The sequence below is a fragment of the Kitasatospora sp. NPDC092039 genome, from assembly GCF_044756065.1.
In the GTDB taxonomy this organism is placed as follows: Bacteria; Actinomycetota; Actinomycetes; order Streptomycetales; family Streptomycetaceae; genus Kitasatospora.
The window spans coordinates 59,030-84,801 of sequence record NZ_JBIVSD010000024.1 but is presented as its reverse complement, the minus strand read 5'-3'; the positions used below and the strand labels follow the sequence as shown (position 1 = coordinate 84,801).

General features: G+C 74.0%; 18 protein-coding genes. 15 read left to right on the top strand and 3 right to left on the bottom strand.

Annotation, left to right across the window (positions count from 1 at the left end; translation table 11 throughout):
- Positions 1-31 precede the first annotated feature (31 nt).
- On the top strand, positions 32-910 hold the full coding sequence (mutM, locus tag ACIQI7_RS33960) for a bifunctional DNA-formamidopyrimidine glycosylase/DNA-(apurinic or apyrimidinic site) lyase (RefSeq protein WP_401117555.1): 879 nt from the start codon (positions 32-34) through the stop codon (positions 908-910).
- Positions 911-972: 62 nt separating this feature from the next.
- Here the strand turns inward: mutM and ACIQI7_RS33955 are convergent, their stop codons facing one another.
- Positions 973-1,893, bottom strand: coding sequence for a hypothetical protein (locus ACIQI7_RS33955; protein ID WP_387759350.1), 921 nt, complete (start codon positions 1,891-1,893; stop codon positions 973-975).
- A 320-nt stretch (positions 1,894-2,213) separates the two neighbouring features.
- On the opposite strand from ACIQI7_RS33955, the gene ACIQI7_RS33950 reads away from it, so the two are divergent.
- The 5 genes from ACIQI7_RS33950 (at position 2,214) to ftsY (ending at position 9,772) form a co-directional block, all read left to right on the top strand.
- Complete coding sequence (locus ACIQI7_RS33950; protein ID WP_401117552.1) at positions 2,214-3,572, top strand: hypothetical protein; 1,359 nt, start codon at positions 2,214-2,216, stop codon at positions 3,570-3,572.
- A 153-nt stretch (positions 3,573-3,725) separates the two neighbouring features.
- Positions 3,726-4,025: an acylphosphatase gene (locus ACIQI7_RS33945; protein WP_387759354.1), complete on the top strand. Its 300-nt coding sequence runs from the start codon at positions 3,726-3,728 to the stop codon at positions 4,023-4,025.
- 447 nt (positions 4,026-4,472) lie between these two features.
- Positions 4,473-4,676 (top strand): hypothetical protein, encoded by a 204-nt coding sequence (locus ACIQI7_RS33940; protein ID WP_270143783.1) that lies wholly within the window; start codon positions 4,473-4,475, stop codon positions 4,674-4,676.
- 156 nt (positions 4,677-4,832) lie between these two features.
- Positions 4,833-8,507 carry a chromosome segregation protein SMC gene (gene smc / locus ACIQI7_RS33935; protein WP_401117549.1) on the top strand — a complete coding sequence of 1,225 codons (3,675 nt, stop codon included), beginning with the start codon at positions 4,833-4,835 and terminating at the stop codon, positions 8,505-8,507.
- Positions 8,508-8,554: 47 nt separating this feature from the next.
- Positions 8,555-9,772 (top strand): signal recognition particle-docking protein FtsY, encoded by a 1,218-nt coding sequence (gene ftsY, locus ACIQI7_RS33930; RefSeq protein WP_387759357.1) that lies wholly within the window; start codon positions 8,555-8,557, stop codon positions 9,770-9,772.
- Between the two features lie 106 nt (positions 9,773-9,878).
- On the opposite strand, the gene ACIQI7_RS33925 is transcribed toward ftsY, so the two are convergent.
- On the bottom strand, positions 9,879-10,586 hold the full coding sequence (locus tag ACIQI7_RS33925) for a bifunctional DNA primase/polymerase (protein ID WP_401117547.1): 708 nt from the start codon (positions 10,584-10,586) through the stop codon (positions 9,879-9,881).
- A 638-nt stretch (positions 10,587-11,224) separates the two neighbouring features.
- Here ACIQI7_RS33925 and ACIQI7_RS33920 point away from each other — a divergent pair.
- From ACIQI7_RS33920 to ftsH, 7 genes are all read left to right on the top strand, one after another.
- Positions 11,225-12,679: a hypothetical protein gene (locus ACIQI7_RS33920; RefSeq protein WP_387759360.1), complete on the top strand. Its 1,455-nt coding sequence runs from the start codon at positions 11,225-11,227 to the stop codon at positions 12,677-12,679.
- 308 nt (positions 12,680-12,987) lie between these two features.
- Positions 12,988-14,409, top strand: a complete 1,422-nt coding sequence (locus ACIQI7_RS33915; RefSeq protein WP_401117544.1) for an ammonium transporter — start codon at positions 12,988-12,990, stop codon at positions 14,407-14,409.
- The gene (locus ACIQI7_RS33910) at positions 14,406-14,744 is read left to right on the top strand and encodes a P-II family nitrogen regulator (RefSeq protein ID WP_359829808.1); all 339 of its coding nucleotides are present in this window, start codon (positions 14,406-14,408) and stop codon (positions 14,742-14,744) included. The genes ACIQI7_RS33915 and ACIQI7_RS33910 overlap by 4 nt, the downstream gene beginning before the upstream one ends.
- A 254-nt stretch (positions 14,745-14,998) precedes the next feature.
- Positions 14,999-17,440, top strand: coding sequence for a [protein-PII] uridylyltransferase (locus ACIQI7_RS33905; protein ID WP_401117541.1), 2,442 nt, complete (start codon positions 14,999-15,001; stop codon positions 17,438-17,440).
- Between the two features lie 201 nt (positions 17,441-17,641).
- Positions 17,642-19,207, top strand: coding sequence for a signal recognition particle protein (ffh, locus tag ACIQI7_RS33900; protein ID WP_401117601.1), 1,566 nt, complete (start codon positions 17,642-17,644; stop codon positions 19,205-19,207).
- Between the two features lie 129 nt (positions 19,208-19,336).
- The gene (locus ACIQI7_RS33895) at positions 19,337-19,861 is read left to right on the top strand and encodes a GNAT family N-acetyltransferase (RefSeq protein WP_401117539.1); all 525 of its coding nucleotides are present in this window, start codon (positions 19,337-19,339) and stop codon (positions 19,859-19,861) included.
- A 93-nt stretch (positions 19,862-19,954) separates the two neighbouring features.
- Positions 19,955-21,973, top strand: a complete 2,019-nt coding sequence (gene ftsH, locus ACIQI7_RS33890; RefSeq protein ID WP_401117537.1) for an ATP-dependent zinc metalloprotease FtsH — start codon at positions 19,955-19,957, stop codon at positions 21,971-21,973.
- Positions 21,974-22,025: 52 nt separating this feature from the next.
- Here the strand turns inward: ftsH and ACIQI7_RS33885 are convergent, their stop codons facing one another.
- Positions 22,026-22,730 carry a class I SAM-dependent methyltransferase gene (locus ACIQI7_RS33885; protein WP_401117535.1) on the bottom strand — a complete coding sequence of 235 codons (705 nt, stop codon included), beginning with the start codon at positions 22,728-22,730 and terminating at the stop codon, positions 22,026-22,028.
- 332 nt (positions 22,731-23,062) lie between these two features.
- On the opposite strand from ACIQI7_RS33885, the gene proS reads away from it, so the two are divergent.
- Positions 23,063-24,475 carry a proline--tRNA ligase gene (proS, locus tag ACIQI7_RS33880; RefSeq protein WP_387759371.1) on the top strand — a complete coding sequence of 471 codons (1,413 nt, stop codon included), beginning with the start codon at positions 23,063-23,065 and terminating at the stop codon, positions 24,473-24,475.
- A gap of 444 nt (positions 24,476-24,919) precedes the next feature.
- Positions 24,920-25,498 (top strand): hypothetical protein, encoded by a 579-nt coding sequence (locus ACIQI7_RS33875; protein WP_049650398.1) that lies wholly within the window; start codon positions 24,920-24,922, stop codon positions 25,496-25,498.
- Positions 25,499-25,772 lie beyond the last annotated feature (274 nt).

The following is a 25,772-nucleotide window of genomic DNA, read 5'->3' as shown; positions in this document are numbered from 1 at the left end:
CTGATCCCTACCGAGCAGGAGGCGTGTTCCGGTGCCCGAACTTCCCGAGGTCGAGGTCGTCCGCCGTGGTCTGGCCAACTGGGTGGCCGGGCGGACCGTCGCCGACGTCCAGGTGCTGCACCCGCGCGCGGTGCGCCGCCAGCCGGCCGGCGCGGCGGACTTCGCGGCCCGGCTGAGCGGCACCACCCTCGGCACCGCGCAGCGGCGCGGCAAGTACCTGTGGGTGCCGCTGGCCGGTACCGGCGTGGGGTTCTCGCTGATCGGCCACCTCGGGATGAGCGGCCAACTGCTCGTCCAGGAGCCGTCCGTCCCCGACGAGACGCACCTGCGGGTGCGGCTGCGCTTCGCCGACGGCGGGCGCGAACTGCGCTTCGTCGACCAGCGGACCTTCGGCGGCCTGGCGGTCGAGGAGGCCGAGGAGGGGGACCCGGAGGGCACCCCGGTCTCCATCGCGCACATCGCCCGCGACCCGCTGGACCCGCGCTTCGACGACGCCGCCTTCGCGGCCGCGCTGCGCGCCAGGCGGACCACCGTCAAGCGCGCCCTGCTCGACCAGACCCTGATCAGCGGCGTCGGCAACATCTACGCCGACGAGGCGCTGTGGCGCTCGAAGCTGCACTACGACCGCCCGACCGCGACCCTCACCCGCCCGCAGGCCCTGCTGCTGCTGGCCAACGCCCGGGACGTGATGACCGCGGCGCTCGCCGTCGGCGGCACCAGCTTCGACAGCCTCTACGTCAACGTGAACGGCGAGAGCGGCTACTTCTCCCGGGACCTCGACGCCTACGGCCGCGAGCAGGAGCCCTGCCGCCGCTGCGGCACCCCGATCCGGCGGGCGGCCTGGATGAACCGCTCCAGCTACTTCTGCCCCCGCTGCCAGCGCGTGCCGCGCACCCGCACCGGGGCCTGAGACAGGGCGTGGCCCGTGGGCACCCGCCGGATCCGACGGGTACCCACGGGCCACGCCCCGGGTCACTTGCGGGCGAGTTCGGGCTCCTCCGCGGACGCCTCCCCGGGCGCGCCGTGGGTGTCCTGGCCGAAGTAGGCGACCCCGACCGCGGCGACCACCGCCAGCAGGAAGCCGGCCGCGCCGAGCCAGCCGAGGCCGGCCTTGGTGGAGTCCCCGAGCCAGAGCACGCCGGCCGCGCCGGGCAGCACCGTCTCGCCGACCACCAGGGCGGCGGTCGCGCCGTTCACCGAGCCGATCTGGAGCGCCACGGTGTGGATGTACATGCCGCCGATGCCGCCGACCAGGACGGCGTAGAGGGCCGGGTCGGTGAGCAGCGAGCCGAGGTCGAACGGCTCGATGCCGTTGAGGACGCGCACCCCGACGCCCAGGGCGCCGAAGCCGAGGCCGGAGAGCAGGCCGGCGACGATCGCGCCGTTGGCGCCCATCCGCCGCACGACCAGGCTGCCGCCGACCAGCAGCACGGTGGTGACGATCAGCAGCCACCAGTGGAAGGACATCGCCGCGTGGTGGCCGCCCTCCGGCCCGGCCGACACGGCCAGCAGCACCAGCGCCGAGCAGAGCACCGCGATCGAGGCCCACTCCAGCTGCTTGAGCCGGATGCCCAGCAGCTTGATGCTGAGCACCGCGGTGATCACCAGGTTGGCGCTGATGATGGTCTGGGAGAGGAACAGCGGCAGCAGCCGGGCGGCCAGCGCGCCGAGCCCGAAACCGATCAGGTCGAGCACCGTGCCGAGGATGAACTCCCAGGTGACGGCGGCCTTCGCGGTCGAGGAGAGGCTCGGGCCGCCGTGCTCGGTGGTCGAGCTGGTGGCCCCCTTGGCCGCCTCCTCCCGGGCGGAGCGGCGGGAACCGACGGCCTGGAGGACCGAGCCGGTGCCGTAACAGGCGGATGCCGCCACAGCGGTGACGAGGCCGATGATCACCGAGCGCTCCGATCGGGAGTTGGGTCAGGAACGGGCTGAGTAAAGAAAAGGCAATGGGACCGGTGGTCCGGGACCACTATGCCGGTTCGCACGGTACGGTCGGCACGCCCCCCGGAGTACCCCGGAACCGGGCCGGGCCTGCCGGAACGTACGACCGGCGGCCTCCCGCGGTTCCCGGGCGGGCCGCGGGTCAGGGACGGCTGGGGGAAACATCATCCCCGAGGAGGGGAGCGGCCCCGGCGGTCGGCGGGGACTCTTGTCAACACCAGTATGCGAAGGGTATGGCGTGCTCGGGGGCAGGTCGCGGTAGCGTCGGGGGCATGAGAACCCTTGCACGACCTTCCCGGGGCGCCGGGCCGCTGGCCCTGGTGGCGGCGCTGCTCGGGCTGCTGCTCCTGCTGGCGCCGGCGGCCTCCGCGGCCGGGCTGAGCGACGCCGCGGCCACCCTGAAGAAGGGCCAGGTCTACGTCGACCCGGCGATGACGGGCCGCTTCAGCCAGGCCCAGGCCGACGCCCTGACCAAGAAGATCGACAAGGCCGACAAGCCGATCTTCGTCGCGGTGGTCCCCGACTCGCCCTCCTACGCCAAGGAGACCGTCTTCAAGGACCTCCGCACCAAGGTCGGCATCGACGGGGTGTACGCGGTCTGGCGCGGTGACCAGTTCACCGCCCGGGCCGACCGGGGCGCGCTGGGCGCCGGCCTCCCGGAGCGGATCGCCGGCGCGGCCTTCCGCTCGAACAACGGCGACATCGACGCCACCCTGAACGAGTTCGTCGACCAGGCCGCCCCGCAGACCAAGGGCACCGGGGTCAACCACAGCACCTCGATCGCCTGGGTGGTCGTCCCGGTGGTGCTGGTCGCACTGGCCGGCGCCGGTGTCTTCCTGCTCTTCCGCCGTGCCAGGAAGCGCAAGGAGGAGCAGGCCCGGGCCGAGCTGGAGCAGCTGCGCCGGGTGGTGGACGAGGACATCACCGCCTTCGGCGAGGAGCTGGACCGGCTCGACTTCAACCCGGCCGCGGCCGACGCCGACGACGCCCAGCGCACCGACTACACCCACGCCCTGGACTCGTACGAGAAGTCCAAGCGGCTGATGGACGAGGCCAAGCGGCCGGAGGACGTCAAGCAGGTCACCGAGGCGATCGAGGACGGCCGGTTCGCGCTGGCCGCCCTGAGCGCCCGGCGGGGCGGGCGCCCGCTGCCCGAGCGCCGTCCCCCGTGCTTCATGGACCCGCGGCACGGCCCCTCCGTCAAGGACGTCGACTGGTCCCCGGCCGGCGGCTCGGTCCGTTCCGTGCCGGTCTGCCAGGCCGATGCGGACCGGGTGGCGGCCGGTCTCGACCCGGCCGTCCGCACCGTGGACACCGAGCACGGCCCGCAGCCGTACTGGAACGCCGGCCCGGCGTACGCCCCGTACGCGGGCGGCTACTACGGCGGCTTCGGCGGCGGGCTGCTGCCGGCCCTGCTGGTCGGCACCATGCTCGGCTCGGTGATGAGCTCCCCGGCGTACGCGGCCGCGCCGATGATGGACGGCGGCCACGGCTACCAGGACCAGAACGAGGGCGGTGACTTCACCGGCGCCGACTTCAACGGCGGCGACTTCGGCGGGTTCGGCGGCGGCGACTCCGGTGGCGGTGGCGACTTCGGCGGGGGCGGCGACTTCGGCGGCGGCGACTGGTAGCCCGCCGGACCGACCGTCCGCTCCAGCGGCCCCGCCGGTGCTCCGGCGGGGCCGCTGCCGTTCCTCCGCGCGGTCTGGCGTGCCCCGGTCGGCTGCGCGGGGCGGGTCGAGGCCGGGCGCGCGGGGGGTCGGGGCGTGTCCTAAGGTCGGGGCATGCACGGTCGCGACGCCCACAGTGAGGAACCGGTCCGGGTGACCGCCTGGGTCCGGGGGAAGGTCCAGCAGGTCGGGTTCCGCTGGTGGACCAGGGCGCGGGCGCTGGAGATCGGACTGACCGGCTACGCCAGCAACCTCGGCGACGGCCGGGTGCAGGTGGTGGCCGAGGGGCTCGCCCCCGACTGCGAACAGCTGCTGGCCCGGCTGCGCGGCCCGGGGACCCCGGGGAACGTCAGCGGGGTCACCGAGATCTGGACGGCCGTCGGCGCCGGTTACGAGGGTTTCGAGATCCGCTGAGCCGCCTCCGGACCGCCCCGGGGCGCACCCGTCGACGGCCCACCGGGGGCCCGCCGCACGGGCTTCCGGGAAAAGATCGGGAACCGGCGGTGTCACGAGGTTGCCATCCGGGCAGACTCGTGGTTGACTCCGCATCGAACGATGATCCACGAGCACGTGGTGGACCCGTCCCGGAACCCCCCAGGCGTGACGACACCGCCGGGCAGGTGACAGGGGCGCGGTAGCGTGCGGTGATCGTGTTGACCCTTTCCGTCTTTGGTGAGACGCTGGAAGCCCGCGCACACGACCGCGTTCTCCGGGTAGGCGCATGCCCTCGTGAGCCCAGCTCACGGTGGTTGTGCCGTAGTGCCCAGCCAGCACTTCCGGTGACGCGCCGCGCGTGCGTCCCCCTTCCCCCTAGACCTGTACCGTTCCGGTTCGGTCACTCAGCGTGGAGGACCATTCATCATGGCAAAGGCGCTTCTCGGGTACGTCGGCGGCCCCGACCCGCGAATGCTCTCCGAGATGCGACGGCTTCAGCAGCGCGTCCAGGATCTTGAAGCCGAGCTCCTTCGGATGCAGGCTGAGAACGACGCACTGACCGCTGTCGCTGGCGAGCACTCGCTGCTCAACAGCATCGATCTGGATCAGCGGGAGCCGGCTCTCACCTGAGTCCCGCCCGGTCCTCGCAGATCGACGCCGCTGTGCACTGAGCCGCCCCGAAAGGGACGCAGCTTGCAAGGGACGCCCGGATGTGGCGTCCCTTCGTCGTGCCGGACTCCCGATACAGTCGGTTCCCGTCGTGAGCGAAAGAGGGGAACCGGCCGCGTGCACCTGAAGAGTCTGACGCTGCGCGGGTTCAAGTCCTTCGCCTCCAGCACCACCCTGCGCTTCGAGCCCGGCATCACCTGCGTCGTCGGCCCGAACGGCTCCGGCAAGTCGAACGTGGTCGACGCGCTTTCCTGGGTGATGGGCGAGCAGGGGGCCAAGTCGCTGCGCGGCGGCAAGATGGAGGACGTCATCTTCGCCGGGACCAGCGGGCGCGCCCCGCTCGGCCGCGCCGAGGTCAGCCTCACCATCGACAACGGTGACGGCGCCCTGCCGATCGACTACTCCGAGGTGACGATCACCCGGACGATGTTCCGCAACGGCGGCAGCGAGTACGCGCTCAACGGCGAGACCTGCCGCCTGCTGGACATCCAGGAACTGCTCTCCGACTCCGGCATCGGCCGCGAGATGCACGTCATCGTCGGGCAGGGGCAGCTGGACTCCGTCCTGCACGCCGACCCGATGGGCCGCCGCGCCTTCATCGAGGAGGCGGCCGGCGTCCTCAAGCACCGCAAGCGCAAGGAGAAGGCGCTGCGGAAGCTGGACGCGATGCAGGCCAACCTCAACCGGGTCCAGGACCTGGTGGCGGAACTGCGCCGCCAGCTCGGACCGCTCGGCCGGCAGGCCCGGATCGCCCGCCGGGCCGCCGGCATCCAGGCCGACCTGCGCGACGCCCGGCTGCGGCTGCTCGCCGACGACCTGTGCGCGCTCCGCCGGGCCGTCGAGGCCGAGATCGCGGACGAACTGGCGCTGCGGCTGCGCCGCACCACCGTCGAACAGGAACTGGCCCGCGCGGTGCAGCGCGAACGCGTCCTGGAGGCGCAGGTCCAGCAGCTCGGGCCCGGCCTGGAGATTGCCCGGCAGACCTGGTACCGGCTCTCCGCGCTCGCCGAGCGCACCCGCGGCACCATCGGGCTGGCCGAGGCCCGCGCCCGGCACGCCGTCGCCGGGGGCCGGGGCGAGGAGCGGCGCGGGCGCGATCCGGAGGAGCTGGAGCGGGAGGCCGAAAGGGTCCGCGAGGAGGAGGCCGCGCTGACCGAGGCGCTGGAGGAGGCGCGGTACGCGCTGGCCGAGGCGGTCGAGCGCAAGGACGGTGTGGAGCGGGAGCTGGCCGCCGAGGAGCGCCGGCTGCGGGACGCCGCCCGGGCGATCGCCGACCGCCGGGAGGGCCTGGCCCGGCTGCAGGGACAGGCCGCCGCCGCCCGGTCCAGGGCCGCCGCGGCGCAGGCCGAGACCGGCCGGCTCGCCGAGGCCCGGGACGAGGCGCTGCTGCGCGCCGAGGCCGCCCAGGGCGAACTGGAGGAACTCCAGCAGCAGGTCGACGGCCTGGCCGGGGCCGACGAACAGGCCGAGGACCGGTACCGGCGGGCGCGCGAACGGCTGGCCGCCGTCGAGGCGGAGCTCGCCGCGGCCCGGGAGACGGCCGGCGCCGCCGAGCGCGAGCGGGCCGGGCTGACCGCGCGGCACGAGGCGCTCTCCCTCGGGCTGCGCCGCAAGGACGGCACCGGCGCGCTGCTCGACGCGGGGGAGCGGCTGGGCGGGCTGCTCGGCCCGGCGGCCGCGCTGCTGCGGATCGAGGCCGGGTACGAGGTGCCGCTCGCCGCGGCGCTCGGTGCGGCGGCCGACGCGGTGGCCGTCGACTCGCCGTCCGCCGCCGCCGGGGCGCTGCGGCTGCTGCGGGCCGAGGACGCCGGCCGGGCCGCGCTGCTGATCGCCGGTGCCGCCGACCCGGCGGAGACGGCGGGGGAGCCACTGCCGGACGGCGCCCGCTGGGCGGCCGAACTGGTGGACGGCCCAGCCGAGTTGATCGGTGCGGTCCGGCGGCTGCTGGCCGGGGTGGCGGTGGTCGCCGACCTCGACCGGGCGCTGCGGCTGGTGGCCTCGAACCCCGGACTCTGTGCCGTCACCGCCGACGGGGACAAGCTCGGTGCCGGCTTCGCCCAGGGCGGCTCCGGCGGCGCGCCGAGCCTGCTGGAGACCCAGGCGGCGGTGGACGAGGCGGCCCGGGCGATCGGTGAACTCACCGCCCGCTGCGCCGAGTCGGCCGAGCGGCTGGCCGAACTCGCCGAGCTGCGGCGGGAGTCGGCCGCCGAGGTGGAGCAACTGGCCGAGCTGCGACGGCAGCAGGAGAGGAAGCGGGCCCAGGTCGCCGGGGCGCTCGGCCGGCTCGGCGGGCAGGCCCGGGCCGCCGCCGGGGAGGCCGGGCGGCTGTCGGCCGCCGCCGCGCGGGCCGAGCAGGGGCTGACCGAACTGCTCGATAGCGCCGAGGAGTCGGCGCAGCGCCTGGCCGCCGCAGAGGAGTCGGCGCAGGCGGGGGAGGACGAGCCGGACACCGCCGAGCGGCAGCGGCTGGCCGAGGCCGCCGGCGCCGCCCGGCAGGCCGAACTGGAGGCCCGGCTCGCGGTGCGCACCCACGAGGAGCGGGTCCGCGCCCTGACCGGCCGGGCCGACCAGCTGGACCGGGCCGCCCGCGCCGAGCGCGAGGCGCGCGCCCGGGCCGCCGAGCGCCGCCGGCGCGCCGAGCACGACGCCTCGGTGGCGAACGCCGTCGCGGCGGGCGCCCGGCAGCTGCTGGCCTGCCTGGAGGTGTCGCTGGCCCGCGCGGACGCCGGGCGGGCGGCCGTCGAACAGGCGCGCACCGAGCGCGAGCAGGAGCTGCGCGAGCACCGGGAGCACGGCCGCGCGCTCAAGGAGGAGCTGGACAAACTGGTCGACGCCGGGCACCGGGACGAGGTGCTGCGCGCGGAGAAGCGGCTGCGGATCGAGCAGCTGGAGGCCCGCGCGCTGGAGGAGTTCGGCATCGACGGCGGCGAGCTGGTCGCCGGGTACGGTCCGGACCAGCCCGTCCCGCCGTCGTCGGCGGCGGAGGGCGCCGACGACTCCGGCGCGGGAGGCGCGGGAGGCGCGGAAGGCGCGGAAGGCCGGGAGCCGGGGAAGCCGTACCCGTACGTCCGGGCCGAGCAGGAGAAGCGGCTGCGGGCGGCCGAGAAGGCGTACCAGCAGCTCGGCAAGGTCAACCCGCTGGCGCTGGAGGAGTTCACCGCGCTGGAGGAGCGCCACCGGTTCCTCGGCGAGCAGCTGGACGACCTCAAGCGCAGCCGGCGCGACCTGCTGGACATCGTCCGGGACGTGGACCAGCGGGTCGAGCAGCTGTTCACCTCGGCGTACCACGACACCGCCGCCCAGTTCGAGGGCGTCTTCGCCCGGCTCTTCCCCGGCGGGGAGGGCCGGCTGGTGCTGACCGACCCGGACGACATGCTCGGCACCGGGGTCGAGGTGGAGGCCCGCCCGCCGGGCAAGAAGGTCAAGCGGCTGTCGCTGCTGTCCGGCGGCGAGCGATCGCTGACCGCGGTGGCGCTGCTGGTGGCGATCTTCAAGGCCCGGCCCAGCCCGTTCTACGTGATGGACGAGGTGGAGGCGGCGCTGGACGAGACCAACCTGCGCCGGCTGATCGGGATCATGGAGGAGCTGCGGGAGAGCTCCCAGCTGATCGTGATCACCCACCAGAAGCTCACCATGGAGTCGGCCGACGCCCTCTACGGCGTGACCATGAAGGGCGACGGCATCTCGCAGGTGATCAGCCAGCGGCTGCGCGTGGGGGCACCTCCCGGCCGCCGGGCCGGGGGAGAGCACCGGGAACCGCGGCCCCGGGCCGCGCCAACCGCGTCGGTGTAGAGCGGCTGCGGTCCATCCGGGCTCCGGTCGCGGATACTGGAGCGGTTATGGAATACGTGATCCTTGCCGTAGTCATCGCCGTGGTCGCCGTCGGCGCGATCGCGGGCCTCGTCGTTTCCGGCAGACGACGCCAGCAGCTGCCCCCGAAGTCGCAGGCGCCGGTCATCACGGCGCCGAAGCCCACCCCGCGGGAGCCCCAGGTCGGCGAGGAGTCCGCGCCGCCGACCGAGGCGCCCCGCCGCACCATCGAGGAGGTGGAACTCCCGGCGGAGGCCGAGGCCCCCGAGGCCGTCGAGGTCGCGCCGGCCGAGGCCGAGGCGGCGCCCGCCGTCGAGGTCCCCGAGCCCACCGCCGGCCGGCTGGTCCGGCTGCGCTCACGGCTCTCCCGCTCGCAGAACTCGCTCGGCAAGGGCCTGCTCTCGCTGCTCTCCCGGGAGCACCTGGACGAGGACACCTGGGAGGAGATCGAGGAGACGCTGCTCACCGCCGACGTCGGCGTCGCGCCGACCCAGGAGCTGGTCGAGCGGCTGCGCACCCGCGTGAAGGTGCTCGGCACCCGGACGCCCGACGAGCTGCGCGCGCTGCTGCGCGAGGAGCTGGTCGAGCTGGTCGGCAAGGACTCCGACCGCGCCGTGCGCTCCACCAAGCACGAGGAGGGCCCGGCGGTGGTCCTGGTGGTCGGCGTCAACGGCGTCGGCAAGACCACCACCACCGGCAAGCTGGCCCGCGTCCTGGTCGCCGACGGCCGCAAGGTGGTGCTCGGCGCCGCCGACACCTTCCGTGCCGCCGCCGCCGACCAGCTCCAGACCTGGGGCGAGCGGGTCGGGGCGCGCACCGTGCGCGGCCCGGAGGGCGGCGACCCGGCCTCGATCGCCTTCGACGCGGTCAAGGAGGGCATCGCCGAGGGCGCGGACACCGTGCTGGTCGACACCGCCGGCCGCCTGCACACCAAGACCGGCCTGATGGACGAGCTGGGCAAGGTCAAGCGGGTCGTCGAGAAGCACGGCCCGGTGGACGAGGTGCTGCTGGTGCTGGACGCCACCACCGGTCAGAACGGCCTGATCCAGGCCCGGGTGTTCGCCGAGGTGGTCGACATCACCGGCATCGTGCTGACCAAGCTGGACGGCACCGCCAAGGGCGGCATCGTGGTCGCGGTCCAGCGCGAGCTGGGCGTACCGGTCAAGCTGATCGGCCTGGGCGAGGGCGCGGACGACCTGGCCCCGTTCGAGCCGGGGGCGTTCGTGGACGCGCTGATCGGGGACTGACGCAGCCTGCGCGAAGGCCGTACGAAGGGCCCGCCCCCTGCCGGGGCGGGCCCTCTCGCGTACCCGTGGCCGGGCGGGTCGGTGCGCCCCGGGACCGGCGGGCCGGTCAGGAGGCCAACCAGGCCGGTTCGGCGGTGCGCTCCCGGCTGCGGTGGCAGGCGTAGGCGAGGGTGCCGAGCAGCAGCCGCGCCTCCGGCGGGCAGCCCGCGTTGTCGCGGGTGGGGCGGCGCAGCCAGCGGACCGGGCCGAGGCCGTCGAGGACGGTGGGCGGAGCGGCGACGTAGCTGCCCTCGCCGTGGCAGGTCAGGTCGAGCGCGGCGTCGTCCCAGCCCATCCGGTACAGCAGGTCGGGCAGGCGCCGGGCGGTACCGGCGGCGACCAGGAACTGGAGCCGGCCGGTGGGGGCGGCGAGCACCGGGCCGACCTGCGTCCCCATCCGCTCCAGCCGGACCAGCGCCTGGAGGCCGGCCTGCTCGGGGACGTCCAGCACGTCGAAGGCGCGGCCGGTGGGGAACAGCACGGAGGCCTCGGCGCGGGCGGCGCGGGCCCGGCCGCCGCCGCCCGGTACGGGGTGCAGGCCGGGCGCGGCGCAGCGGGGGGAGCCGCAGGGACAGCGGGTCGGGGTGGTGGCGCCGGTGACCGGGGCACCGGCGGCCGGGGTGCCGGTGACCGGGTCGCCGGTCGTGACCGCCCAGCCCCAGCGGCCGGTGTACTCCGCGGCGGCCTGGGACGCGGTGACCTTGGTGCGGCGGCGCGCGCCCAGCGGTGCCAGCCGCAGGTGCCCCAGTCGAAGTTCGCCGAACAGGTTGTCCATGCCTCCCCCAACAGGTTCTCGTTGCCGATGGTTACGGGACGGTGACTGTGTGTTGATTGTCAGCTGTGTGGTGCGTAGTGCGGTGGCGGCGCGCAGCGCGCGATGTGCGCCTGTTCCGCCGGTGCGCCTCGGGCGCCGCCTTGTGGGGGCGGCGCCGATGCCGGATCGTCGTGTTCGTGAGACTGTCGCCGTCCCGAGTGGACGGTGAACTCGCCTGTGGCTGCGGTGGGTTGTGGACGCCGCCGGGTCCTCCGGGAGGCGCCGGGGGACTTGGCGGCCCGCATATGCCGGGCCGTCGGGACTCCCTAAGTGAAGCGTGTGCCCCCGGGCTTCGGTTCACTCCTGGGGGTGGCGAAAGGTGGCGTTTCGCCAGGGCCGCTCCCACGGGCCCCTCGCGGGGCATTACGTTCAGCACGCGGATGTCGTCGAGGAGTCTGTTCCGGGCCGTCGAGGAGCGGGAGTTGGGAACCTGACGGATCGTCCGCAACGATGGCACACCAGTGCGAGGGTGCCGCGGGTCCGGCAGCTCCGCGGCACGGCAGCACCTCAGGCACGGCACGTCTGGCAAGAGCCCGCAACCGTCGGGCGGTCACGATCGGGGGCCCCGCTAGGGGCCGGGCGGGATGGGGACGTTACCCATGGCAGAGAAGCAACCGAATGAGAAGCTGACCACGTGGTTCGCCCGCAGCGGCTGGTCCAAGGGCGAGCTGGCCCGCCAGGTCAACCGCCGGGCCCGGCAGATCGGCGCCCACCACGTCTCCACCGACACCTCGCGGGTGCGCCGCTGGCTCGACGGCGAGCAGCCCCGCGAGCCGATCCCCAAGATCATGTCGGAACTCTTCTCCGAACGGTTCGGCTCGGTGGTCTCGATCGAGGACCTCGGCCTGCGCGCCGCGATCCCGGTCTCGACCGTGGGCGGCGGCGTCGACCTGCCGTGGAGCGGCCCGCAGACCGTCCAGCTGATCAGCGACTACTCCCGCAGCGACCTCATGCTCAACCGCCGGGGCTTCCTCGGCACCTCTCTCGCGCTGACCGCGGGCGCCGCGCTGATCGAGCCGATGCAGCGCTGGCTCGCCCCCGGTCCGACCGGCGTGCCCACCCCGATCCTCACCGCGGCCAACGGCGGCGAGGCGTTCACCGGCCGGCTCTCCGAACCCGAGCTCGAACTGCTCGAGCAGACCACGGTCATGTTCCGGCAGTGGGACGCGCAGAACGGCGGCGGGCTGCGCCGCAAGGCCGTCGTCGGCCAGCTGCACGAGGTCACCGACCTGCTCCAGGAGACGTACAGCGAGGACACCACCAAGCGGCTGTTCCGGCTCACCGCCGAACTCGCCCACCTGGCCGGGTGGATGTCGTACGACGTCGGGATGCACCCGAGCGCGCAGAAGTACTACGTGCTCGCCCTGCACGCGGCCAAGGAGGCCGGCGACCGCCCGTTCGGCGCGCTGATCCTCACCGACATGAGCCGCCAGATGATCCACCTCAACCGGGGCGAGGACGCCCTGGAGCTCATCCACCTCGCCCAGTACGGCAGCCGCGACGCCGCCACCCCGCGCCAGCAGTCCCTGCTGTACGCGATGGAGGCGCGCGCCTACGCCACCATCGGCGAGGTCAACCGCTGCGCCCGGGCGGTCCGGCTGGCCGAGGACACCTTCACCGACATCCGGGACGGGGACCAGGAACCGGACTGGCTGAAGTTCTTCTCGCCGGCCGAGCTGAACGCCGAGAACGCGCACTCCTTCCGCGACCTCGCGTACCACTCGGACAACGCCGAGCTCTACGCCTCGATGTCCGCGCCGGTGATGGAGCGCGCGGTCGACCTGTTCCGCCAGGACGCCGACCACGTGCGCTCGTACGCCTTCAACCTGATCGGCATGGCCAGCGTCCACCTGCTGCAGAAGGAGGCCGAGCAGGCCGCGGTGATGGCCGAGCAGGCGGTGGACATCGCCACGAAGGTGCGCTCGGAGCGGCTGAACTCCCGGGTGCGCAAGACCACGGAGGCCGCGGCGGCCCGGTTCAAGGGCGTGGACGCGGTGAGCCGGCTCAAGGAGCGGGTGGTCCAGGACATCCCGGAGTTCGTCTCGGTGGTCTGACCGGCCCGGCCGGGGGCCTCCGAGGAAGCTCCACCGACCGTGGCGGCCGCCGCCGCCACGGTCGGTGGCCTGTCCGGCGCCGGTGGCGGGTCCGGTGCCCGGCTGCGGGGCGGGGCGGCGGGAGACCGGCGGCGCGGCGGCGGTTCACGCAGCCGTAACCCGCGCGCCGCACGCGTCACGGCGGTGAAACAACCGGCCGCACCGGCCGAAACCAGCCTTCGGCACGCTCCTCCTCAACGCCGACACCCCGGTGACACCACGGGACGGGTCCCCGGGTGCGGATCGGCCTGGACGCAGAGGAGACGCCGATGCCGGACGGCTTCAGTGCGGGCGACACCGCCTTCGTACTCATCAGTGCGGCCCTGGTCATGCTGATGACCCCAGGGCTGGCCTTCTTCTACGGGGGCATGGTCAGGGCCAAGAGCACGCTGAACATGCTGGCGATGAGCTTCCTCTCGCTCGGCATCGTCAGCGTGCTGTGGGTCCTCTACGGCTACTCGCTCAGCTTCGGGTCCGACTCCTTCGCCGGCCTGATCGGCGACCTGGACCACCTCGGGATGCGCGGCCTCGGCATCGACGAGCTGACCGGCACCATCCCGGTCACCGCCTTCGCGCTCTTCCAGCTGATGTTCGCGGTCATCACTCCGGCGCTGATCAGCGGCGCCGTCGCGGACCGGGCGAGATTCGCCGCCTGGGGCCTGTTCATCGCGCTCTGGGTGACGATCGTCTACTTCCCGGTCGCGCACTGGGTGTTCTTCTTCGACGGCGGCCGGGGCGGCTGGCTGGGCGACCGCAACGGCGTGATCGACTTCGCCGGCGGCACCGCCGTGCACATCAACGCGGGCGTCGCCGGGCTGGCGCTCTGCCTGGTGCTGGGCAAGCGGATCGGCTTCAAGAAGGACCCGATGCGCCCGCACAGCCTGCCGCTGGTGATGCTCGGCTCGGGGCTGCTCTGGTTCGGCTGGTTCGGCTTCAACGCCGGCTCGGCGCTGGCCGCCAACGGCGTCGCCGCGATGGCGATGGTCAACACCCAGGTCGCCACCGGTGCGGCGCTGGTCGGCTGGCTGGTCTACGAGAGGCTCAAGCACGGCGCCTTCACCACGCTGGGCGCCGCCTCCGGAGCGGTGGCCGGACTGGTGGCGATCACCCCGGCCTGCGGCTCGGTGAGCCCGCTCGGCGCGGTCGCGATCGGGCTGGTCGCGGGCGCGGTCTGCTGCGCCGCCGTGTCGCTCAAGTACCGCTGGGGCTTCGACGACTCGCTCGACGTGGTGGGCGTGCACGCGGTCGGCGGGGCGGTCGGCTCGCTGCTGGTCGGCCTGTTCGCCACCGGTGGGGTCGGCCAGGAGGTCAAGGGCCTGTTCTACGGCGGCGGGATCGGGCAGCTGGGCAAGCAGGCGATGGGCGTGGCGGTGGTCGCGGCGTACTCCTTCGTGCTGTCCTGGCTGCTGGCCAAGGCGGTCGACCGGTTGGTCGGCTTCCGGGTCGCCGGGGAGGTCGAGGTGGCCGGCATCGACCAGGCCGAACACGCCGAGTCCGCCTACGATTTCAGCGCCGTGGGGGCGGGTCTGGCCCGGGCCCTGCCGGGCCTGGCCGCCGCTGCCGCGACGCCCGCCGCCGAACGGGCCGCCGCCGCGGAGCCGGTCGCCGCGCCGGCCGCCGCCGAACGGGCCGCCACCACCGGGTCCGCCGTGAAGCCCGCCGAGAAGAAGACCGAGGTCGACGCCCGATGAAGCTCATCACCGCCGTGATCAAGCCGTACCGACTCGACGAGGTGAAGGCCGCCCTGCAGGCCTTCGGGGTGCACGGCCTGACCGTCACCGAGGCCAGCGGCTACGGCCGCCAGCGCGGCCACACCGAGGTGTACCGGGGGGCCGAGTACACCGTGGACCTGGTGCCGAAGGTCAGGATCGAGGTCCTGGTCGAGGACGAGGACGCCGAGGACCTGATCGACGTCCTGGTGAAGGCGGCCCGGACCGGGAAGATCGGCGACGGCAAGGTGTGGAGCGTGCCGGTCGACACCGCCGTACGGGTCCGCACCGGCGAGCGCGGACCGGACGCCCTGTAGCCCGGCGGCCCCGACGGCCGACGGCCCCGCAGCGGACGGCGGGCCCGTTCACCCGGAAGGGTGCGGGTCCGCCGGACGGCGTACCGGCGTCGTCCGGGCGGCCGAACGGTGCGCCCGCCCTCCGTCCGCACCCGGCCGCTCCACCCCCCCCGGCACGCTCCACCCCGGCACGCTCCACCCGGTGGGACGCCCACCCCGTGGAGACGGCGCACCAGCAGGACGGTTCACCAGCACGACGGACGGGACCCACGCGCATGACCACCGAGACCGCCCCCTCCGACCCCGCCGACCCCTCCGGCCACTGCGCCGCCCGGGCCGCGCTGCTCGCCGGCCCCGGCCCGGGCGGCCGGCCCCGCCGCCGGGCGCTGGCCCGGCTCACCGACGACTGGCTGACCGGGCTGCTCGCGGCCGCCGGAGCCCCGCCCGGCGTCGCGCTGGTCGCGGTCGGCGGCTACGGGCGCGGCGAGCTGTCCCCGCGCAGCGACCTGGACGTCCTGCTGCTGCACGACGGCCCGATCGCCCGGGAGCTGCCCGAGCGGATCTGGTACCCGGTCTGGGACTCGGGCGCCAAGCTCGACCACGCGGTGCGCACCGTCGCGGAGGCCCGCGCGGTCGCCGCCGCCGACCTCAAGGCCCAGCTCGGCCTGCTGGACGCCCGTCACCTCGCCGGGGACCGGGCGCTCACCGACGCGCTGCGCTCCGCGGTGCTCACCGACTGGCGCGCGAGCGCGCCCGCGCGCCTGCCGGAGCTGCGCGAGCTGGGCCGCGAGCGGGCCGAACGGCACGGTGAGCTGTCCTTCCTGCTGGAACCCGACCTCAAGGAGGCCCGCGGCGGCCTGCGCGACGTCGTGGCGCTGGACGCGATCGCCGCCACCTGGCTGGCCGACGCGCCCCGGGACGGCCTGGACGCCGCCGCGCAGCGGCTGGCCGACGTGCGCGACGCCCTGCACCTGGCCACCGGCCGGGCCACCGACCGGCTCAGTCTCCAGGACCAGGACCAGGTCGCCGAGCGGCTCGGGGTGCTGGACGCCGACACCCTGCTGCGCCAGGTCTACGAGGCCGCCCGCACCGTCGCGTACGCGGGCGACGTCACCTGGCGGGCGGTGGACCGGGTGCTCGCGGCCCGCGGCGACCGGGGCCGGCGGGTGCGCCGGCTGGGCATCCCGTTCGGCGGCGCCGGACGCGGCACCGGCGCGGTGGCCCGGGGCGCGGTCGAGCGGCGGCCGCTCGCCGAGGGCGTGGTCGAGCAGGACGGCGAGGCGGTGCTCGCCCAGGGCGCCCGCCCGGCCGCCGACCCGGTGCTGCCGCTGCGCGCCGCGGCTGCCGCTGCGCAGAACGGGCTGACCGTCTCGTACGCCACGGTGCGCCGGCTGGCCGCCGAGTGCCGCCCGCTGCCGGTGCCCTGGCCGGACGAGGCGCGCGAGCAGCTGGTCACCCTGCTGGGCGCGGGGGAGTCGGCCGTCCCGGTGTGGGAGGCGCTGGAGGCGGAGGGGCTGGTCCGCCGGCTGCTGCCGGACTGGGAACGGGTGCGCTGCCGCCCGCAGCGCAACGCGGTGCACCGCTGGACGGTGGACCGGCACCTGGTGGAGACGGCGGTACGGGCCGCCGCGATGAGCCGCAGGGTGGCCCGGCCGGACCTGCTGCTGGTCGCCGCCCTGCTGCACGACATCGGCAAGGGCTGGCCGGGGGACCACAGCGAGGCCGGCGAGGTGATCGTCCGCGACCTCGGCGCCCGGATGGGCTTCGGCCCCGAGGACACCGAGACCCTGGCGGTGCTGGTCCGCCACCACCTGACCCTGGTGGACACCGCGACCCGGCGCGATCCGGACGACCCGGCCACCGTCGAGGCGATCACCAAGGTGGTCACCAGCGTGCCGGAGCTGGAACTGCTGCACGCGCTCACCGAGGCGGACGCGCTGGCCACCGGCCCGGCCGCGTGGAGCGGCTGGCGGGCCTCGCTGGTGGACGGCCTGGTGGCCCGGGCGGCGGACCGGCTGGCCGGGGCGGGCGTCCCGCCGGTGGAGGCGGCGCCGACCGCCGAGCAGGAGCGGCTCGCGGTCGAGGCCGCCCGGACCGGGCAGCCGGCGCTGTCGCTGCTGGCCCGGTCGGAGGGGGCGGAGCCGGGCGCCGAGCCGATGGGCGTCGAGCTGAACCTGGCGGTCCCGGACCGTCCCGGGCTGCTCGGCACCGCGGCCGGGGTGCTCGCGCTGCACCGGCTGGCCGTCCGCTCGGCCGGACTGCGCGAGCTGGACCCGGCGGGCGCCGGGCCGGTGCTGCTGCTGTCCTGGCGGGTGGCGGCCGAGTACGGCGAGCTGCCGGAGGCGGCCCGGCTGCGGGCCGACCTGCGCCGGGCGCTGGACGGCTCGCTGGACGTCGCCCGCCGGCTCGCCGAGCGGGACGCCGCCGCCCCGCGCCGCCGGGGCATCCCCACCCCGCCGCCGCTGGTCGCGGTGGCGCCCGCGGTGGCCTCGGCGACCGCGACCGTGCTGGAGGTCCGCGCGCACGACGCCCCCGGGCTGCTGCACCGGATCGGCCGGGCGCTGGACGGGGCGGGCGTCCGGGTGCGCACGGCACACGTCTCCACGCTGGGCGCGGAGGCCGTCGACTCGTTCTACCTGACCGACGAGGCGGGCCGCCCGCTGACCGCCGTGCGGGCCGGCGAGGTGGCGGCGGCGGTCCGGGCCGCGCTGGGCTGAGCACCGGCCCGGGCCGGGCCGAGCACCGGTCCTCGCTGGGCCGAGCGCTGCTCCGGGCCAGGTGCGGGGGCGTGGACGGGACCCGGGTGGGGGCCGCGGACCGGGGTTCCGCACGGGGGTGGAGACCGTACCCGGGGCGGCCGGATACCCTGGGGGGCGACGACCGTACCGATTCCGATGCCGCAGAGGACCCGCGACGACGTGTTCGACACCCTTTCCGATCGCCTCGCAGCGACGTTCAAGAACCTCCGGGGCAAGGGCCGCCTGAGCGAGGCGGACATCGACGCCACCGCCCGCGAGATCCGCATCGCGCTGCTGGAGGCGGACGTCGCGCTGCCGGTCGTCCGGGCCTTCATCAAGCAGGTCAAGGAGCGGGCGCTCGGCGCCGAGGTCTCCGGTGCGCTGAACCCGGCGCAGCAGATCATCAAGATCGTCAACGAGGAGCTCATCGCGATCCTCGGCGGCGAGACCCGCCGGGTGCGGTTCGCCAAGAGCGGTCCGACGGTGATCATGCTCGCCGGCCTCCAGGGCGCCGGTAAGACCACCCTCGCGGGCAAGCTCGGCCACTGGCTGAAGAAGCAGAAGCACACCCCGCTGCTGGTCGCCTGCGACCTCCAGCGCCCCAACGCGGTCAACCAGCTCCAGGTGGTCGCCGAGCGCGCCGGCGTGGCCTTCTACGGCCCGCAGCCGGGCAACGGCGTCGGCGACCCGGTGCAGGTGGCCAAGGACTCGATCGAGTACGCCAAGCAGAAGCAGTACGACGTCGTCGTCGTCGACACCGCCGGCCGCCTGGGCATCGACGCCGAGCTGATGCAGCAGGCCGCCGACATCCGCGCCGCGGTGAACCCGGACGAGGTCCTGTTCGTCGTCGACGCGATGATCGGCCAGGACGCGGTCACCACCGCGCAGGCCTTCCTCGACGGCGTCGACTTCACCGGTGTGGTGCTCTCCAAGCTCGACGGCGACGCCCGCGGTGGTGCGGCCCTGTCGGTCGCGCACGTCACCGGCCGGCAGATCATGTTCGCCTCCAACGGCGAGAAGGTCGACGACTTCGACGCCTTCCACCCGGACCGGATGGCCTCGCGCATCCTCGGCATGGGTGACGTCCTCTCGCTGATCGAGAAGGCCGAGCAGACCTTCTCGCAGGCCGAGGCGGAGAAGATCGCCGCCAAGCTGCGCGGCGGCCCGAAGCAGTTCACCCTGGACGACTTCCTGTCCCAGCTGGAGCAGGTCCAGAAGATGGGCTCGATCTCCAAGCTGCTCGGCATGCTGCCCGGCATGGGCCAGATCCGGGACCAGATCAACAACATCGACGACAAGGACGTCAACCGGGTCGGCGCGATCATCAAGTCGATGACCCCGGTCGAGCGCGCCGAGCCGGAGCTGATCAACGGCTCCCGCCGGGCCCGCATCGCCAAGGGCTCCGGTGTCCAGGTCGGCGAGGTGAAGAACCTGGTCGAGCGGTTCTTCGAGGCCCGCAAGATGATGTCCGCGATGGCCTCCGGCAAGGGCGTTCCCGGCATGCCGGGGATCCCGGGCATGGGCGGCGGCGGGAAGAAGTCCGCCAAGAAGGCCCCGCAGGCCAAGGGCAAGCGCAAGAGCGGCAACCCGCTGAAGCGCGCGCAGGAGGAGGCCGAGGCCGCCCAGCGCCGCGCGCTCGGCCCGGGCGCCGGCCAGGCCCCGGCGGACGGCGGCGCGTTCGGCCTCGGCGCGGGCAAGGGCCCGGCCGACTTCGAACTGCCCAAGGAGTTCAAGGACATGCTGTAGTCCTTGATCACCATCCGATGGCCGTCCGATCATCCTCTGATCGACGGCGATCGGCCTTGATCGATTTTGGTCGGCCCGCCGCCCGGTGTTTCCGGGCGGCGGGCCGATCGCGTGTCCGATGATGGGGGCATGCGAGTGATGATCAGGGCCCCGAGGGCCGAGGACACGGCCGGGTACGCCGAGGCGGTCCGGCGGTCCGCCGAACACATCGGCCGGTGGAACCCGGTGGAGCCGGACGGACTGCCCGACCTGCTGAAGCGCCAGGGGTCCGGGCTGCGCACCTTCCTGATCCTCGACCGGGACACCGGCGGACTGGTCGGCAAGGTGAACGTCGCCAACATCGTGATGAGCCGGTTCTGCAACGCCACGCTCGGCTACGACTCGTACCTCCCGTTCAACGGCACCGGGCGGATGACCGAGGGCATGCGGCTGGTCGTGGACCGCTGCTTCGCCCCGCAGTCGGCCAACGGGCTGGGGCTGCACCGGCTGGAGATCAACGTCCAGCCGGACAACGAGCGCTCGATCGCGATGGCCAGGCGGCTGGGCTTCCGGCACGAGGGCTTCTCCCCGCGGATGCTGTTCCTCCAGGGGGACTGGCGCGACCACGAGCGGTTCGCGCTGACCGCCGAGGAGTGGCCGGGCGCGACGGCATAGCCGCTGGTCGGACGGCCGGGGGCGGGGCGTGCGGAGGGCCGGGCGCGGCGTTGCGATTGGCTCGCCCGAGCGCCTGTCCGTATTGTCCGACGGGTGACCGAACCCGTGCCGCCACGTCAGACACCCGACCAGCCCTGGCGTTCGGAGGGCGCTCCGCCTCCGCCGCCGCCCAAGCGCCGGATGCCCGGCGGATGGGTGGGCCTCGCCCTCACCGCCCTCGTGGTGTTCCTGATCTCGGACCTGCTGCTGTCCTTCTTCGGCCCCGCCGGTGCCACCACGATCTCGTACACCGAGTTCAACAACCAGCTGAACAAGGGCAACATCACCAAGATCTACGCCAAGGGCGACGCGATCGAGGGCACCCTCAAGTCGGCCCAGCCCAAGCCGGACGGCGGCAAGGGCGACTACACCGAGTTCGACACCCAGCGGCCCTCCTTCGCGGGCGACAACCTCTGGACCACCCTGCAGCAGCAGGGCGTCGAGGTCACCGCCACCTCGCCGGTCCAGCAGCGCAGCTTCCTCACCAACCTGCTGCTCTCGCTCGCCCCGATGCTGCTGCTGGTCTTCATCTGGGTGCTGCTCGCCCGCCGGATGGCCGGCGGACTCGGCGGCGGGCCGCTCGGCCGCAAGGCGCCGCCCAAGCCGGTCACCGCCGACGAGGGCCGCCGCACCACCTTCGCCGACGTGGCCGGCATCGACGAGGTCGAGGCCGAACTCACCGAGGTCGTCGACTACTTGAAGAACCCCGAGCGGTACCGCAGGCTCGGCGCCAAGATGCCGCGCGGGGTGCTGCTGAGCGGCCCGCCCGGAACCGGCAAGACCCTGCTGGCCCGGGCCGTGGCCGGCGAGGCGAACGTGCCGTTCTTCTCCGCCTCCGCCTCCGAGTTCATCGAGATGATCGTCGGCGTCGGCGCCAGCCGGGTCCGCGAACTGTTCGCCGAGGCCCGCAAGGTCGCCCCGGCGATCATCTTCATCGACGAGATCGACACCATCGGCCGCCAGCGCGGCGCCGGCGGCGGCATGGGCGGCCACGACGAGCGCGAGCAGACCCTCAACCAGATCCTCACCGAGATGGACGGCTTCACCGGCTCCGAGGGCGTCATCGTGATCGCCGCCACCAACCGGGCGGACGTGCTCGACCCGGCCCTGCTGCGCCCCGGCCGCTTCGACCGGCGGATCACCGTCAGCCCGCCCGACCGGGAGGGCCGCGCCGCGATCCTGCGCATCCACAGCCGCAGCGTCCCGCTGTCCGGCGACGCCGACCTCAACCAGCTGGCCAAGGTCACCCCGGGGATGACCGGCGCCGAGCTCGCCAACCTGGTCAACGAGGCCGCGCTGCTGGCCGTCAAGCGCAAGCAGGACGCGGTCAACGAGCGGGACCTCTCGGACGCCCTGGAGAAGGTCCAGCTCGGTGCGGTGCGGCCGCTGGTGATGCCGCAGGAGGAGCGCGAGCGGACGGCCTACCACGAGAGCGGGCACGCGCTGCTGGGCATGCTCCAGCCCGGCGCGGACCCGGTCCGCAAGATCACCATCGTGCCGCGCGGCCGGGCCCTCGGCGTCACCCTCTCCACCCCGGAGAACGACCGCTACTCGTACACCGAGCCCTACCTGCGCGGCCGGATCATCGGCGCGCTCGGCGGCATGGCGGCCGAGCAGGTGGTCTACGGGGTGATCACCACCGGTGCGGAGAGCGACCTGGAGCAGGTCACCAACATCGCCCGCGGGATGGCCGGGCGCTGGGGGATGAGCGAGCGGGTCGGCCGGCTCACCGCGGTGCCCTCCGACCCGCAGGGCGCGTACGGGCTCTCCGCCGCGCCGACCACCCTGGACGCGGTGGACGAGGAGGCCCGGCGGATCGTCTCCGAGTGCTACGACGACGCGGTGCGGATCCTGACCGAGCAGCGGCACCGGCTGGACGCGCTGGCGGCGGCGCTGCTGGAGGCGGAGACGCTGGACGAGGAGGCGGCGTACCGGGCGGCGGGGGTGCCGCGGGAAGTGGCCTCGGCGGATTCCGACGGCTCTGCGGGCTCCGGCGGGTCCGAGGGGTCTGGCGGGCTCGAGGGGTCTGGCGGGCCCGACGGGGCCGACGGGAAGTCGATCGACCAGGCGTGAAGCGGGGTGCCGGGGGCGCTCGCCATGGTGGCGGGCGCCCCCGGTTCGCGGGCTAGCGCGGCCGCTCGGCGACCAGGTACCGGAACAGGTTCTCCATCCGCACGGAGCCGTCCGCGCGCAGGTACGGCTGGAGCGCCTCCTCCAGCTCCTTGACCACCAGCGAGGCGCCGGAGAACTCCTCGGCCGGTTCGAACAGGCCGGTGGAGAGCAGGCCGCGCACCGCGCTGTCGAGATCGGCGTAGGCGAACGGGCAGCTCACCCGGCCGCTGCCGGCCGGGCGCAGACCGGCCGGGGCGAGCAGGTCCTCCAACGCGCCGGGCACGCTCAGCTCGAACGGGTCGCGCGCCGTGGTCCGACCCGCCATCCGCCGGGCCACGTCCAGCACCGGCGCGCTCTCGCAGCGCTCCGGCGGGCCCCAGGCGGCCAGCACCACGTGCCCGCCCGGGAGGGTGAGCCCGGCGGCCTCGGCGACCACCGGAGCGGACCCGGCGCCGCCCGGCAACCGCTCGAAAACCGTCACCAGCGAATGGGCCGAGCGGGGGACGGCGGCGGCCGTCCCGGACCCGGCGCACACCCGTAGCCGACGGTCGTGGGCCAGCTCGCGCAGCTCGTCCCGCGGCTCCTGCCCGGCGACCTGGGCGCCCCGGCCGGCCGCGATCAGCAGGGCCAGTCCGGACCGGCAGCCCAGGCCCAGCACGCTGGTCGCCGGACCGACGTCCAGCCGGTCGTAGACCGCCTCGTAGAGCGGCACCAGCATGCGTTCCTGGATCTCCGCCCAGTCGCGCGCCCGCGCGGAACGGGCGGACCCGGTCCGCGGGTGGTGCGGTCGTGCGCCGGTCGGTCGTGCGGTCGTGCCGGTCGTCCGAGCTGAAGCCATGGCGGCCTCCCATCCGGTCCTTCGGTGTGCTGCTACGGCTCCCCCAAAGTCCCGCCCCACACCAGCGAACAGCGGCTCGGGCCCGGCGTCCAGAGGGGTGCGGGGTGGTACGCGGGTGTCGCGGTGGTGCGCCCCCGCCCGGCGGTGCGGCGCGCCCCCGTCCGGTGATACCGATTCGAAACCGGGGCCCCGGGCCCCGTACCATTCGCCCCATGGCTAAGGCACCCGTTCTCACCCCTCAGGCGGAAGACTTCCCGCGCTGGTACCAGGACCTCATCAACAAGGCCGAGCTGGCCGACAACGGTCCGGTGCGCGGCACCATGGTCATTCGACCGTACGGCTACGGCCTGTGGGAGCGGATGCAGCAGGAGATGGACGCGCGGATCAAGAAGGCCGGCGCGCAGAACGCCTACTTCCCGATGTTCATCCCGCAGTCCTACCTGACCAAGGAGGCCGAGCACGTCGAGGGCTTCGCCCCCGAGCTCGCGGTGGTCACCCACGGCGGCGGCAAGCAGCTGGAGGAGCCGGTCGTCGTCCGGCCGACCTCCGAGACGATCATCAACGAGTACTTCTCGAAGTGGGTGCAGAGCCACCGCGACCTGCCCCTGCTGATCAACCAGTGGGCCAACGTGGTCCGTTGGGAGCTGCGCCCGCGCGTCTTCCTGCGCACCACCGAGTTCCTCTGGCAGGAGGGCCACACCGCCCACGCCACCTACGAGGACGCCCGCGACTACGCGTCGATGATCCACACCCAGGTCTACGGCGACTTCATGACCAACGTGCTCGGCATCGACGTCGTGCTCGGCCGCAAGACCGCCAAGGAGCGCTTCGCCGGCGCCATCAACACCCTCACCCTCGAGGGCATGATGGGCGACGGCAAGGCGCTGCAGATGGGCACCAGCCACGAGCTGGGCCAGAACTTCGCCAAGGCGTTCAACACCACCTACCAGCTGCAGGGCGCCGAGCGCGAGCACGTCTGGCAGACCTCCTGGGGCGTCTCGACCCGCATGGTCGGCGGCCTGATCATGTCCCACGGCGACGACAACGGCCTGCGGGTCCCCCCGCGCCTGGCCGCCGTCCAGGCCGTCGTGCTCGCGATCAAGGGCGACGACGCGGTCATCGCCAAGGTCCGCGAGATCGGCGCCCAGCTGGAGGCCGCCGGCATCCGGGTCGTGGTCGACGACCGCACCGACACCCCGTTCGGCCGCCGCGCCGTCGACTGGGAGCTCAAGGGCGTTCCGCTGCGCATCGAGGTCGGCCCGCGCGACCTGGAGAACGGCACCGCGATGCTGGCCCGCCGCATCCCGGGCGGCAAGGAGCCGGTCTCCATCGACGCCCTGGCCGCGCTGCTCCCGGGCGTGCTGGAGGAGGACCAGGCGCTGCTGCTGCGCCAGTCCCGCGAGCGCCGCGAGTCCCGCACGGTCGACGTGAAGACCGTCGACGAGGCCGTCGAGGCCTCGGCGACCGGCTGGGGCCGGATCTCCTGGGCCGACCTCGGCGCGGAGGGCGAGGCCAAGCTGGCCGAGCAGGGAGTCACGGTGCGCTGCATCGTCGCGGCCGACGGCTCGGTGCCGCAGGCGGACGACCAGGAAGGCAACGTCGCGATCGTCGCCCGCGCGTACTGACCTCCGTCCGGTGCCCGGCGGATGTCCCCTCGGCGTCCGCCGGACGTCCGTCGTCCACGGGTAATGGCCGTCACCGGCGACATTTGCCCGGAATGCGGATGGGTAAGAATCCGGTAACTGTTCAGGTGTGTCCCTGCGGTGGACATCCCTACTGGCCGGTCAACTCCCGGTATTAACGGAATAGCGGTACGGTGTACGGCCCGTGGCCCTGTCAATCCGGCAGGCCCACGGGCCGTACGTCCTGGGTGGCGACAGCCCGCCCCCCGGACGGAATTCAGCAGGCCCGTCGGCGTTGCGACGGGCCGAAACCGGCAGGGGGTTGGTCTTGCGTCAGATCCGGAACGCGCAATTCGCGCGCGGCCTTGCATTCCTGGGAGTTCCCTGTGAATTCCCCGGGAACGAGAACATGCGGAACATCGGCTCGCACTCCATCGTTGGTCTAGCGTGAGCACGACACAGCCCCTCGTTCTCGCGGCCGAACTGGCCGCCGCCTGGAGCGACATCCAGGCCTACCACCAGGACCTCCCCGACCTCGCCTCGCCCGAGGCGCTGATCGGAGAGTCCTCCTCGGCCTGCGGGACGCGGCTCGGATTCGAGCGCCTACTCCACGAGGCCGCCCACGGTCTGGCCGCGGCCCGGGACATCCGGGACACCTCGCGGGCCGGCCGCTACCACAACCGGCGCTTCCTGATGCTCGCTTCCGAGCTGGGCCTGGCGCACCCGGTCGAACCGCACGCGAGCAGCGGCTTCTCCCAGGTGACCATGCTCAAGGAGACCCAGGAGCGGTACGCCGAGACCATCGAGCGCCTGGACCGCGCCCTCGGGGCGCACCAGGAGGCGGTGGCCGGCGACGGCGCCACGCGCGCCTTCCGCGGCCCGGCGGCCCGGCACGGCTCCTCCGGGGGCGGCGTGCGGGTCAAGGCGGTCTGCGGTTGCGGGCGCAACGTCCGGGTCGTCCCGTCGGTGCTCGCGCAGGCGTCCATCGTCTGCGGGGCGTGCCAGCAGCCGTTCAAGATCGCGTAGTCGGCGCCGACGTCCCGGCGGGCTGCTGTGCGGGCAGCCGTCCCGCCGGAATGAGCGGCACGGCGTCGCGGCTCGGACCCTTGAGCTCCTGGGCTCCTGAACTCCTGGGCTCTCGAGCTCCTGGGCAGTGAAGAGCGAGCGGTACGGCAGGACAGCGGTGATGTCTTCGGGTTGGACCGGGAGCGGGGGCTCCCGGTCGAGCCCTGACCGGGCGCCCGGTCCCGCGTACAGGCGGTTCTCGCCGATGTGGCAGAATGGACAGCTGAGTACTCGG

Bases quoted from the DNA above. Each gene is read 5' to 3' on its own strand.
- ACIQI7_RS33950 (WP_401117552.1), top strand. From the start codon at position 2,214: ATGAGAACCCTTGCACGACCTTCCCGGGGCGCCGGGCCGCTGGCCCTG.
- ACIQI7_RS33945 (WP_387759354.1), top strand. From the start codon at position 3,726: ATGCACGGTCGCGACGCCCACAGTGAGGAACCGGTCCGGGTGACCGCC.
- ACIQI7_RS33940 (WP_270143783.1), top strand. From the start codon at position 4,473: ATGGCAAAGGCGCTTCTCGGGTACGTCGGCGGCCCCGACCCGCGAATG.
- ftsY (WP_387759357.1), top strand. From the start codon at position 8,555: ATGGAATACGTGATCCTTGCCGTAGTCATCGCCGTGGTCGCCGTCGGC.
- ACIQI7_RS33925 (WP_401117547.1), bottom strand. From the start codon at position 10,586: ATGGACAACCTGTTCGGCGAACTTCGACTGGGGCACCTGCGGCTGGCA.
- ACIQI7_RS33920 (WP_387759360.1), top strand. From the start codon at position 11,225: ATGGCAGAGAAGCAACCGAATGAGAAGCTGACCACGTGGTTCGCCCGC.
- ACIQI7_RS33915 (WP_401117544.1), top strand. From the start codon at position 12,988: ATGCCGGACGGCTTCAGTGCGGGCGACACCGCCTTCGTACTCATCAGT.
- ACIQI7_RS33910 (WP_359829808.1), top strand. From the start codon at position 14,406: ATGAAGCTCATCACCGCCGTGATCAAGCCGTACCGACTCGACGAGGTG.
- ACIQI7_RS33905 (WP_401117541.1), top strand. From the start codon at position 14,999: ATGACCACCGAGACCGCCCCCTCCGACCCCGCCGACCCCTCCGGCCAC.
- ACIQI7_RS33895 (WP_401117539.1), top strand. From the start codon at position 19,337: ATGCGAGTGATGATCAGGGCCCCGAGGGCCGAGGACACGGCCGGGTAC.
- ACIQI7_RS33885 (WP_401117535.1), bottom strand. From the start codon at position 22,730: ATGCTGGTGCCGCTCTACGAGGCGGTCTACGACCGGCTGGACGTCGGT.
- proS (WP_387759371.1), top strand. From the start codon at position 23,063: ATGGCTAAGGCACCCGTTCTCACCCCTCAGGCGGAAGACTTCCCGCGC.